A 12,538-nucleotide genomic window follows, 5' to 3' on the forward strand; every position below is an offset into this window, starting at 1 on the left:
GGTTGAAATAGTTTTATATCTCCTCGCAAGCCACCATTTCCGCTCCGCGGTAGATAACCACCAGCTTGTGGAGCTTTGTAGTCTTTACTGCCTCTCTGACCATATCACTGTCCGCATAGCGAGAGATTTGAGCTGAAGCCTCCTCGAAGAGCTTTTTTACTTGCTCATCTGTGGTTTGGCTCTTGCAATATTTCAACTCGATGATATATGAATCTACCATGTCCTTGTAGATGTCACAGAGCGGAGAGAGGAAGATGTCGGCATAACCGCCGTCATTGTCCAGCTCAGAGATAGGGCGATAGAACTTGTTCTGGCTTGTCATCGCCAAGGTGAAGCCATGCACGAAAGCCTCTCCCTTCTGCTTGTCTCGCTGGGAGGAGTACTTCTTCAGGCAGTCGGCGATATACTCAAAGTATGGCTTGAATTGCCCATCGTATGCCAGTTTGCTCTCCAGTTTACCCTTGCTATATCTATCATATACCAAGTCGTTCTCCTTGTAGGTGTCGAGCAGGTAGGTGTACATCTGGTCACGCACCACCTCATTCGGGATGATGAACTTGGTCTCACCCTTGTATGTTCCGTCTATCGTCACCATGCCGAAATAGAACAGCAGGCTGAGGAAGTTGTCTGGGTCGTTGATTCGCTCGGCAGGGAAGTTCTCGTTGAGCGTGCCTATCACGAATCCCTGGGTTACCAACTGTTGGATGATGCTAGCGTCGTGGGCGAACTCCTTGTCGTGGCGGATGAGCATTCGCAACTTGTCATAGTCGATACGGATGTTGGTCTCCACCATCTTCTTAGGGATTTGGTAATTGCTTCGGATGTAATTATCTACGAAGTTGAGCACCATTACCGAGTTGTACATGGTGGTCTCACCATATCTATCCTCTGCAAAGCAATAGTTGTCGTACCAAGGCTTCATCACCTTGATCAGCTCATCGGTGGTATGATTAAACGGCAGAACGCTGCCGTAATAATCCAGCATTTTTCTCACTTCTTCCTCGGTAAATCCCGTCATCTCATTGAAGTCAGGTGAGAGCGAGTAGTTGGTTCCGATGTTGAATCCGCTGGTAAGGTCATCCATGGTCACAGGGCTTACTCCCGTAACGAACACTCTGCCCAAAGTATTGCCAGCCGCACCCTTGATGGTGTTGAAGAACTGGCGCAAGTATCCCTCTCCGTGGGTCTGGTTGCGATACCTCATAAGATGCTCCTCATGGGCGAGAATCATGTTGGTGAAGTTGTCGTACTCATCGATGAAGAGATAAATCTTCTTTCCCACCTCCTGGCATTTCTGGCAAAGAAACCTCAGTTGAGACACTGCATCTGTTAACTTTTCTAATCCTTCCTTGGTATTGGCAGGAAGAATATGTGCATAGATGTCACAAAAGAAATTGAACACAAGGCTACAATGGTTGTCCAGTCCATCCTTATAATCATCCAATCCTGCTGCTACCTCGGCAAAATTGAGGTGGATGATGAGATATGTATTATGCTCCGGTGTAGGATTCTGTCCGATGTATAGCTTGCCAAAGATTTCCTCAAACTTGTCTTTCTTATTGATGTCATAGTAATTCTCAAGCATGGAGAGCGTAAGGCTCTTGCCGAAACGGCGAGGGCGAATGAAGAAGAAATACTTGTTGGATTCTTCTATTTGCTCTATGAAAGGAGTTTTGTCCACATAGTAACAATCCTCTTTTATGACATCCTCAAAATTCTGCATGCCGTATGGTATGCGCTTGCGATAAATGCGCTTTGGTCTTACTATCATAACTCAGTTTGATTATTCGTTTTTGAATCTGATGGCAAAGATAATACTTTATCTCCTAATTTCCAAAACTTTTCCCGAAAAACTTCTACCATTACAGCTAGAATATTTTCCCAAGAAGAAACGATGGTAATAGTATTTATACAAATCGGTTTTTGATTTATATACTTTCGTTCATGCGACTATCCTGTAGAACAATCGTAATACAAAATCAGCCGCAAGAATTTTTCTCACGGCTGACTTTGTGTACCACCTTCTTTTGCAGAGATATGGTTATAATGGAAAGATAATATATGTGGTATTTATAATTAGTTCATTCCTGCAGAATGGCACTTTTCCATATTTTAAGCATTAATAATTTAAACTGTTTTTGTCTAACAAGAAGTCTTTCAGCCCAATTGTAAGGATGCCATCTTCATTTCTCTTGGGCTTGATATCATCTTTCACAATGATTATTTTCTTGAAAGAGTCCTTAATTCTCAATAGTGATGCAGATTCCTGCGCCTCTTTTTCTAATGTTGGTATGGCGAAAGCTGACTGGATGTAATATCGCTGACTTCCTTGATTCACCACAAAATCCACCTCCAACTGCTTCCTGATCAACTTGCCACTTTTGTCTGGCTCTCTGACTTCTACCATACCCACATCTACATGATATCCTCTCGTACGCAATTCATTGTATATGATATTCTCCATGATATGTGTCTCTTCTTGCTGACGAAAGCCTAACAGAGCGTTTCTGATTCCAAGATCCGAAAAGTAATATTTTGCCAAGGTGTTGATATACTTCTTCCCCTTGATATTATATCTGATGGACTTTTCCACAAGAAACGCATCTTCTAAAAAACCTAGATACTTGTTTATCGTCTGATGATGAATGGCCACATTCTTGACACTCTTGAATGTTTTGGCAAGCTTCGTTGGATTGCATGGAGCACCAATGGAAGAGGCGATAATTCGCAGCAATTCATCAAACTCTCCCATGTTTTTTACCGTATGTCGTTCCAACACATCTACGAGATACACACTCTTATACAAGTTATTCAGATAATCTTCTTTTTTCTTATCTGTATCAAGCGTCAAAATAAGAGGAAGCCCTCCGTATGTATAATAATCTTTCCATGCATTGTCTGTTGTCCCTTTATATCCTTCACAGTATTCAGAGAATGACAATGGAAATAAATGTATCTCATCACCTCTACCACGGAACTCTGTCACTACATCCGTCGATAAAAAATGCGAGTTGCTGCCTGTAACATATACATCTGCATTTGATATATGCAGCAAGCTATTCAATACATCCGTAAACTCATCTACCATCTGTACCTCATCAAGCATGATGTAGTAGAGATTTTTGTCTGTTATCTGCTCCTTGATGTATTTCAACAGATTATCTGGATCACGCAGTTCCTTATTGGTGCGATCATCGAGGGCAACCTCTATGATATGGTCATCTGAAATCCCTTGCGAATTTAGATACTCATGAAATAACTTGAACAGAAGATATGACTTTCCACATCTTCTGATACCTGTAATAATCTTAATCAAGCCATTCCTTTGACTTGCGATTAGTTGGCCTAAATATTGTTGTCTTTTAATATCCATAATTATACTATATTATCAAAAAGTGGCAACATTACCACTTTTCGTCACTGCAAAGATACAAAAAATATCTAAGAATGCGCAACTTTATTATCAAAAAGTGGTAAACTTACCGTTTTTCGTCACTGAAAAGACTCAAACGAAGGCTTTCACCATGATTTACAAGCAAAAACTGGTAGTTTTACCACTTTTCGTCACTTTCCCATTTTCTCGTTCCCCCAAAATGACATAAATGGGCTCAGGAGAGATTGTCTATACACGGACAATCTCCCCTGAACCGAAATTCTACAAATGAATTGTGACTTTGTAATCACTGCATGTAGATCGAAAGGCCAAACAATAGATGTCGCCGAAAATTTTCTTTTTATCTCTCTCAAATATTTTCCCAAGAAGAAACGATGGCAATAGTATTTATACAAATCGGATTTTAATGGGATGCTTGAGAAACAAAGATCCTTTACGCATAGAAACATGTTTTCTCAATTTTATTGCCACATTTGCCACGTTTATTATAAGTAGCTGATAATAAGAGAATAACAGGTAACGATAATGGGTTTTTCTATTGTCACCTTATTGCCACCTATTGCCACGTTTTGCAAAAACAGCGATTTTCGGGCGTTCTAGAGGCGTTTTGGGAGCTAAAAGGTTGAAAACATTGAGCAAAAACGCTTATTTTCTATTCAATTTTTAGTGTTTTTCTATGCTTTTTATCGAAAAACCTCCAACGATGCAGCAAAAATTACGTCCCGACGTAGCATTTCCTACGTCCCGATGTAGCAACAGACGAGGGTGTGTCATAAGTCTGTGACGCACCCTTTTTTGTGTGTGTTTCTATATATTCTAGTTGAATCGTAGTCTTTCTTCACAAAGGGAATCTTATTATATTGTATAGAAACTTTACTTTTCTTGTTTTATCGATAACAAAACAGCCCCAAAGCTCACAAAAGGGCATAGTTATCCCTGACGATAAAAAAAACAAAATTGAGTTTTATCGTTTTATCCCCAAATATTTCTTCAAATTGAATCCTATACCGAACAACCCTATGTCCATGTAAACTTTGTCCTTTCCGAAATGCCTGAATCGCTTATAATGCATATCTGCCTTCATCTGCCCAAATACAGCTTCCGGCTCTATCGGTCGCTGGCTTCTGTGTTTCAAGCCCTCTTGAGACGTTAGTAGCAGGAAGGCTTCCTTTTTATATGCATTCAGTTTATGGTTGACATATATGGTTCTGTTGCCTTTGGATTTCTTGCAGAGACTTCCAAGCGGACATCCATCACATCGTTGTGCTCTATATAATGTAATGACAGACACATAGCCGGAGTCACTTTTCGTTTGCCGTTGTCCACAAGGTTCCATGTGTTGTCCCATGGGGCAGACATAATAGTCATCATCCCTGTTGTAGTAGAAGTTCGCTTGGTTGAAGGCATCCTCCTTGAAAGGCTTATGCTGTTCCTTGTGAAACCAGTTGTACTTTACATAACCCATCATCTCTTCCATCTCTAGGTACTCGTAGTTCTCCTCCGAGCCATACCCTGAGTCTGCGGTGACGCTCTTGGATTGCTTTCCATATCTTTTCTTGTACTTATCCAAAAAAGGCTTGAAGGTCAGGGTGTCTGTTGGATTGGGATAAAGGGCGAAATTCGTCCAATATTGATTCTCTGTCGCAATTTGAAGGTTATAGGCAGGCTTTGTCTGCCCATTGTTCATGGCATCTTCCTTGAGGCGCATGAAGGTCGCATCGGGATCAGTCTTGGAGTAACTGTTTCTCTCACCCAGTATATCCAGTGATTTTTCATACTCGCGCAGTTTGTCCGAGGCTTTGAACAAGTGATCTATCTGAGTATTTAGCTTTTGCTTCTCTCTTCCTGTAAGTTTTGCCTTAGGAAGGTTCTTAGCTTGCCTCTCACACAAACGTGCACTTCTCTCTACATCCCTGGCGGAAGTGGCTGGCTCGCTGTCTTCTTCCCTAATGTCACTCCCGCCATTCAGGCGAATTTGTTCTTTTATCTGAGCCAATGCAGCAGAGGTCTTTTCCAAGAGCTTAGCCCTGTTCTTTTCCACAGTCTTCTTCCATACAAACGTGTACTTGTTTGCTTTCGACTCTATCTTAGTGCCATCAACATATTGTTCCTCCAGACTAATCACGCCCTTTTCAACCAATATGGAGACGACCGCATCAAAATAGAAGTCGATGCATTTAATCATATGATGGGATCTAAAGCGGTTGATTGTTGCGAAAGATAATTGCTTACCTCCACAAATCCACATATAGCGAACATCATATTTAAGTGCGTCCGCTATGCCACGACAGGAATAAATGCCATTGATATAGGCAAAAACAACTAAACTTAGAAGCATCTTCGGACTGTAAGGAGGAGCACCAATCCCATCATAGGTATCCATGAGAGGGTTGATGTCCATACTGCGAACAATACGATCCACCATACGAACTTTGCTGTCTTTTGGCACATAATCATCGAAAGAGTTAGGAAAAAAGCTCAATTCGTGCCGAGTTTCAGATTTTATTTGTATCTTTGCCATACTTAAAGAAGTTTTCTGCAAAGATACAAATCTTTTGCGGAAAGGCAAAGCCCGAGCTTGTGAAAGTTTGGGCTTTGTTGTAAATAAAAATGTTTTTTAAAGATTTCGTATCTGTGAAAAGGCAAAAAATAAAAAGGGGTGCGTCACAGACTTATGACACACCCTCAATTTTTCGAAAAGATCTTTGGTATATTCCGTTTTAATTATTATCTTTGCAGCGCAGTCCCGGTAAGGCCCTCTCCCAGATTATTCGATGCTGGTGATGACCCCGGTTTTTTTGTTTTTCTTTTTATTTCCCTCATTCTCAAACATTTTTCAATAATTCCTTGCATCTTTCAGAAGAAAAGCGTATCTTTGCAGAAGATTAGCGGCGCTCGACAATCTGTAGCAAGCTTACATTGCGCTCGTTTGCATAATCTTTGCAAAAGAAATGTTCAACTTTTAAAACAAGGAGGTAGAATATGGATTTATTTGATAGCAAAAGACAAGAAAGATTAGAGGCTGCAAGAAAGGCTGCAACTGCTAGTAAAGAAGCGGCACTCGCCTTTTTAATTAGGGCGGGGGATGCTATTGGGCAGGTAACAAACCTGCCCTCCCTGTGCTTACTTGCTTCCTAAGGACTGCTCGAATAGATGCCTCTACTTAAAATTTATGGCACATGTGCCACTTTTTTAAAGTGCAAAGATATGTGAAAGTAGAGTTCTAACCAAAAATTTTTAGATTTATTATACTAAAAAGGTGTGCCTACCAGCTGCGCGAATTCAACAAGGTGGCTAAATCACCATTAGAAGAATGGTTGAGCATAGAGCAAATTGCTTTTATTACCGGTTTGACTGAAAAGGAAATAAAAGAACTATAATATAAAAAGGTGTATCCTTCTTGCCCCATACATCGGGCAAGCGGAGATACACCTTTTTCTTTTTATTTCCCTCATTCTCAAACATTTTTCAATAATTCTTTGCTTCTTTCAGAAGAAAAGCGTATCTTTGCAGAAAAAAGAAACGATGCCAACAATATTCATATTTTTCGGATTCAGATTCATGTTTTATTCTAATGATCATGAACCAATTCATGTCCATGTTATCAAGGATGGAAATGAAGCAAAATACAATGTATCCCCTCTGACCCAGATTTATAATCATGGATTCAAAAAGCATGATATTGCCTTGATAGAATCTATTATTTCTGAGAATGAGGCGGTCATTATAGATAGATGGAAAGAATATTTTAATCAAAAATAAGATATTATGGAGCAATATAGAGTAAATCGCGTTTGGGTTGACGATGCCCATATTTGGGCAGAAACCCAAAATGGCTGGAAGGCTAACTATCCTTTCAGCCGTTGGAGCCGTCTTGCTAATGCCACACCTGCCCAGCGTAAGGCTTTCGTATTGAGCAGATATGGTATTCATTGGCCTGAATTAGATGAAGATTTATGCTTTGAAGGACTATTCGCAGATGCTGGCATGTACAAACCGTCAAATGCAGAAGATACTATTTATTATCAAGCATAATAAAAGAATTTTTTGCAACAGAAGGATAAGTGAATCATTAAAATAAGGAGGTAAATATGGACAACAAGAATCTTTCATCAGAAGCTTTACTCTCCAATCAAGTCAGTAAAAATAGATTATCATGAATGAAGAAGAGATTAAAATCGTGGCAGAAAATGCTATGATGATAGTTTGCGGATATGCATTTTCGAAAACCGAAGAAGGCCTTATACGTGTAGTGTATCTACATCCGCCATATCATGCTCTTGTAATGACAAGCGAGGGTGAAGTAACAGAAACCAATATGGATGATATAGAAATCAACATCGTTCAAAAGTATTGGAAACGAAACAAAAAATTAATGGAGCAAGCTTATGACTAAATATTACGACTTTATGATATGTGGGTATAAGCTGAGCAAGTATAACAATGCGGCTGAATAAACGTAACGAGACGGCTCATCTGGCACAAGGATACAACTGCGCTGGGGCAAAGATATAGATTAGGAGGTTCAAGCAGTCAGTATCTGAGGTTCTAGGAGACTGTATCTGAGGTTCAAGGAGACTGCTTCTTGATGATTTCCACTAGGCTCAACAGCTCTGCTGAGCCTAGTCAGCAGCTCTGCCGACTGCAGTCAGCAGAGCTGTCGAGCCTAGTGGCAACACCTCATCAACATACAAATATATACTTTTAAAATACAACAAGGTGAAAAGATTTATAATGATACTATGCTTCATCTGCACATACACACTACAGATGGCGGCACAAACATGGATTGGAACTTGGGCTACGGCACCGCAGACTGTGGTGAAAGCGTTTATGCCCTATAATAACAACATGACAAACCGTTCGGTTCGCCAGATAGTAAAAGTAAGCGTAGGAGGCGACGTGATAAGACTGAAACTGAGCAATATCTACTCGATGCAACCCGTAGTGATACGCTCCATCTATATCGCTCACGCCAAAGACTCCTTCAAGATTGATGCCAAATCGGCTCAATACTTCAAGTTCGGCAACAGCTACAAGGCTACCATCCCTGCCGGCAGACAGATAGTGAGCGATGCCCTGAAGTTCAATCTCAAGAACCTGGAGCGCGTTGCCATCACCATCAACTACACCTCGGCTCCCGATGTGCCTACCGTCCACATGGGCTCACGTACCACCTCTTATATCATGAAGGGAGTAACCAATGCCCACTCCAACTTCGAAAAGGCTTTCCGCGAGAACCACTGGTACAACATCAGCGGCATCGATGTGTATACGATGAGCACCAACATGAGTGCCATCGCCATCATGGGCAATTCCATCACCGACGGCAAATGTTCTACGGATAATGCCCAGAACCGGTGGCCCGATGTAATGTCGGAGATGCTGCAGCTGAAGCATAAGATAACCAACCAGGGTGTACTGAACCTGGGCATCGGCAACAACCGCGTAACCGTTCCGGGCGGTTTCGGGGCACTCGCCAAGGAACGCTTCGACCGAGACATTCTGATGCAAAGCGGCGTAAAGAAGGTAATTATCTTTGAAGGCATCAACGACATAGGTGCTGCCAAGAGCGGCAACAGCGAAACGGTAGCCCGCCAGATTATAGAGAGCATACAGGGAATGATGAGGAAGGCGAAGGCCCGGAAGATGAAAGTTTATCTGGGCACCATCACGCCTTTCAAGGGTGCCGGCTACTACAGCTACTTCCACGAAGCAGCCCGACTCTATGTAAACGACTGGATTCGAAGTCAGGCAAAGAACGCAGATGGCATTTTAGACTTCGCCAAGCTGCTTCAAGACCCGAATGATGACAGAAAGATGAAGCGGGAATATGCCAGCAACGACTGGCTCCACCCGAATCCTGCAGGCTACAAGGCGATGGGAATCTATGCCGCTGATATCGTCAAGTAAGAAAAAAGCCGCCCTATTACAGGCGGCTTTTACTATATATAATAAGATGTTTTACTTCAAGACAATCTTGCAATCATCCAGGCTCTCTACGGTAGCGAGCGCCTCATAACGGATTCCCTCCTTGCGCAGGAAGTCACCACCATGCTGGAAAGCCTTCTCGATGATGAAACCCATCGCCTCAATCTTGGCACCAGCCTTCTCGCAAAGATCCATCACGCCCTTAGACGCATTACCATTGGCAAGGAAGTCATCGATAAAGATAACATGGTCCTCAGGAGTAAGATAGCTGTTGCTCACACAAACCGTATAATCGCGGTCCTTTGTAAAAGAGTGAACCACAGAGGTAATCATACCCTCCATAGTCTTAGGCTGCTTTTTCTTCACAAATACAACAGGAAGATTGGTCAGATAACCTACCATGATGGCAGGCGCGATGCCCGAAGCCTCGATAGTAACAATTTTGTTGTACTTGATGTCCTTGAAAAGGCGCACGAATTCCTTAGCTAAGTCCATCATCAGAATAGGGTCCATCTGATGGTTTACAAAGCTGTCTACTTTTAAGATTCCACCAGGAAAGCATCTGCCCTCCTGCATAATTCTTTCTTTCAGTAAATCCATTATGACTTGAACTTTAATATGATTATTGGGTGCAAAATTACTACTTTTTTCGCAAACAAGGAAGTTTATCGCCCAATAATTTTGTTTTGTCTGCAATTTAGCGTAATTTTGCAGCAGAAATGAATAAGATGTTCAGGGAGCATGATATGATGCCCCCTATAAAACTATAAGAATATGAATCCATATATCAAACAATTCCCCGACCTCATGTCGGGCAAGAAAATCATGTATGTTCACGGTTTCCTCTCTTCTGCACAGAGCGGCACCGTAAAGATGTTGCAGGAACTGATGCCGAATGCCACCCTCGTGGCTGAAGACATCCCGGTACATCCGGAAGAGGCCATAGAGATGCTGCAGAAGATGGCGGAGACAGAGAAGCCCGACCTCATCATCGGTACCTCGATGGGAGGCATGTATACCGAACTGCTGAAAGGTTACGACCGCATCCTCGTAAACCCTGCCTTCGAGATGGGCAATACGATGAGCAGCATGACTGGCAAGCAGGAATTCCAGAACCCGAGAAAGGACGGAGTGAACGAACTGATGGTTACCAAAGGCCTCATCAAGGACTACCGTGACTTTACCGAGCGTTGCTTCCAGAACATTACTTCTGAGGAGCAGCAACGTGTTTACGGTCTCTTCGGCGATGCTGATCCGCTGGTCCATACCTTCGACCTCTTCCATGAGCACTATCCGCTCGCCATCCCATTCCATGGCGAGCACCAACTTATCGACAAGGTAGCATTCCACTATCTCTGTCCGGTAATCCGCTGGATTGACGACAAGCAGAACGGCAAGGAGCGCCCTATCGTATACATCGACTTCGATGCCCTGCACGACAGTTACATGAAGGCAACCAGTTCGATGCACAAGGCTTACGAGATGCTGATAGAGCATTACAACGTATATATCGTAGCCCCAGCGCCAACCAACGACCATGAATACATGGCGAAGGTACAGACTTGGGTGGAGGAATATCTCTCTACCCCAGCCTACAACCACATCATCTTCTGCAACCAGAAGAACCTGCTCTACGGCGATTACTTCATCGACCCTAGCCCATGCGATGGTTTCATGGGTACGGCGATAGAATACGGCAGCGATGAATTCAAGACCTTCGAAGAAATCATCACCTTCTTCGAAAGACTGGGAGGACAGTGATTTAGTTAATAGTTTATAGTTAACAGTTTATAGCAAAAAAGGTGCAACTCACTTTCTTACTTGTGAGTTGCACCTTTTTATCTATAAATATCTTTGATTCTTATGCCTTATCCAGATTCTTCGGCAACACGAGGTTCAGGATAACGGCGAGCAGGAAGACTACTGCCACACAGTTATCAGCAAAAACGGTGCGTACAATCTCTGGGAAGATGTTGAACATACCTGTTGCAGATGTGAATCCGAGACCTACGCTGAGCGAAAGACTCACGATGACCATGTTGCGCTGAGAGAAGCCTGTACGCGCCATCATGCCGAAACCGGCAAAGAGGATGCTACCGAACATCATGATGGTGCAGCCGCCCAATACTGCCTGAGGAATCGTAGTCAATACATAACCGATAGCTGGGAAGATACCACCGATAATCATGATGATGGCACCCATGGCAATGGTAAAGCGGTTCACTACTCCCGACATCGCTGCCAAACCTACGTTCTGGCTGAAAGAAGTGATAGGAGTACAACCGAAAAGACCTGAAACCGAACTGACGAAACCATCGCAGCAGACTGCCGCACCCATCTCCTTAGTCTTAGGATCACGCTTCAACGCACTGTTGCAGAGCGCAGAAGTATCACCAATCGTCTCTGTGGCAGAAACCAGATATACAGCTACCACCGAGAGAATAGCACCGATATTGAACTCAGGTGTAAATGGAAGAAGCTTTGGCAAAGCTACGATAGAGAGACCAGAAAGTCCGCTGAAATCTATCATTCCCATAAACAGCGCCAGAACATAACCTACCAGCAGTCCTACCAATACAGAGAGTGAACGCAAGAAACCCTTGGCGAAAATCTGACAAAGCAGACAAGCCAGCAAAGTGACAGACCCCACAACCCAGTTGTTCATGCTACCGAAATCAGCAGCACCCTGACCACCCGCAAAAGAGTTGGCACCAACAGGAAGGAGCGAGAAACCGATGGCTGTTACCACGGTAGCGGCTACTACAGGCGGAATGAGCTTGATCCAATACTTGGCGAAAAGTCCGAGTGTTCCTTCTACCAGACCACCAATGATGACAGCGCCTATCAAAGTACCCATACCATGAGTACCGGCAATGGCGATGGCGAGCGAAAGGAAGGTGAAGGAGATACCCATCACGATAGGAAGGCGAGAACCGATACGCCATACCGGATAAAGCTGCACCAAGGTACCGATACCGGCGATGACCATACAGTTCTGGATAAGCACGGCGCTCATCGAACTGTCCAGACCTATCGCACCAGCGAGAATCATGATTGGCGCAATATTGCTGACGAACATCGCCAGCACATGCTGAAGACCAAATGGGAGTGCTTTACCTACGGGCACTCTGCCGTCTAATTTGTAGAGATTTTCTATTGACTGTTCCATTGTCGTTATAATAATTAGAGAATTTCCATTATCCATCAATTCAG

The 12,538-nt window shown here is 43.1% G+C and carries 11 protein-coding genes; 6 read left to right on the top strand and 5 right to left on the bottom strand.

The features are described 5' to 3' along the window. Positions 1 to 13: 13 nt before the first annotated feature. The 3 genes from RCO84_RS12395 to RCO84_RS12405 all read right to left on the bottom strand — a co-directional run bounded on the left by RCO84_RS12395 (position 14) and on the right by RCO84_RS12405 (position 5,915). Positions 14 to 1,771, bottom strand: a complete 1,758-nt coding sequence (locus RCO84_RS12395; protein WP_287827759.1) for an ATP-binding protein — start codon at positions 1,769 to 1,771, stop codon at positions 14 to 16. A gap of 348 nt (positions 1,772 to 2,119) precedes the next feature. Next, on the bottom strand, positions 2,120 to 3,373 hold the full coding sequence (locus RCO84_RS12400; RefSeq protein ID WP_144151336.1) for an ATP-binding protein: 1,254 nt from the start codon (positions 3,371 to 3,373) through the stop codon (positions 2,120 to 2,122). A 985-nt stretch (positions 3,374 to 4,358) separates the two neighbouring features. Next, complete coding sequence (locus RCO84_RS12405; RefSeq protein ID WP_317584196.1) at positions 4,359 to 5,915, bottom strand: IS1182 family transposase; 1,557 nt, start codon at positions 5,913 to 5,915, stop codon at positions 4,359 to 4,361. Between the two features lie 461 nt (positions 5,916 to 6,376). On the opposite strand from RCO84_RS12405, the gene RCO84_RS12410 reads away from it, so the two are divergent. From RCO84_RS12410 to RCO84_RS12430, 5 genes are all read left to right on the top strand, one after another. Then, the gene (locus RCO84_RS12410) at positions 6,377 to 6,532 is read left to right on the top strand and encodes a hypothetical protein (RefSeq protein ID WP_186292194.1); all 156 of its coding nucleotides are present in this window, start codon (positions 6,377 to 6,379) and stop codon (positions 6,530 to 6,532) included. 423 nt (positions 6,533 to 6,955) lie between these two features. Continuing rightward, the gene (locus RCO84_RS12415) at positions 6,956 to 7,156 is read left to right on the top strand and encodes a DUF4160 domain-containing protein (RefSeq protein WP_287624802.1); all 201 of its coding nucleotides are present in this window, start codon (positions 6,956 to 6,958) and stop codon (positions 7,154 to 7,156) included. A 6-nt stretch (positions 7,157 to 7,162) separates the two neighbouring features. Then, the gene (locus RCO84_RS12420) at positions 7,163 to 7,429 is read left to right on the top strand and encodes a DUF2442 domain-containing protein (protein WP_118139257.1); all 267 of its coding nucleotides are present in this window, start codon (positions 7,163 to 7,165) and stop codon (positions 7,427 to 7,429) included. Positions 7,430 to 7,550: 121 nt separating this feature from the next. After that, on the top strand, positions 7,551 to 7,790 hold the full coding sequence (locus RCO84_RS12425) for a DUF7723 family protein (RefSeq protein WP_287587764.1): 240 nt from the start codon (positions 7,551 to 7,553) through the stop codon (positions 7,788 to 7,790). A gap of 323 nt (positions 7,791 to 8,113) precedes the next feature. Beyond that, positions 8,114 to 9,307 (top strand): SGNH/GDSL hydrolase family protein, encoded by a 1,194-nt coding sequence (locus tag RCO84_RS12430; RefSeq protein ID WP_373690125.1) that lies wholly within the window; start codon positions 8,114 to 8,116, stop codon positions 9,305 to 9,307. A gap of 51 nt (positions 9,308 to 9,358) precedes the next feature. Here RCO84_RS12430 and xpt read toward each other — a convergent pair whose 3' ends face one another. Next, on the bottom strand, positions 9,359 to 9,925 hold the full coding sequence (xpt, locus tag RCO84_RS12435) for a xanthine phosphoribosyltransferase (RefSeq protein WP_117661821.1): 567 nt from the start codon (positions 9,923 to 9,925) through the stop codon (positions 9,359 to 9,361). Positions 9,926 to 10,099: 174 nt separating this feature from the next. Here xpt and RCO84_RS12440 point away from each other — a divergent pair, with 174 nt between their 5' ends. Next, on the top strand, positions 10,100 to 11,086 hold the full coding sequence (locus RCO84_RS12440) for a YqiA/YcfP family alpha/beta fold hydrolase (RefSeq protein ID WP_317585253.1): 987 nt from the start codon (positions 10,100 to 10,102) through the stop codon (positions 11,084 to 11,086). 100 nt (positions 11,087 to 11,186) lie between these two features. Here RCO84_RS12440 and RCO84_RS12445 read toward each other — a convergent pair whose 3' ends face one another. Further along, positions 11,187 to 12,494, bottom strand: coding sequence for a nucleobase:cation symporter-2 family protein (locus RCO84_RS12445; protein WP_317585255.1), 1,308 nt, complete (start codon positions 12,492 to 12,494; stop codon positions 11,187 to 11,189). Positions 12,495 to 12,538: the final 44 nt, after the last annotated feature.

Origin of the sequence: Segatella copri, assembly GCF_949820605.1 — a bacterium.
GTDB lineage: Bacteria > Bacteroidota > Bacteroidia > Bacteroidales > Bacteroidaceae > Prevotella.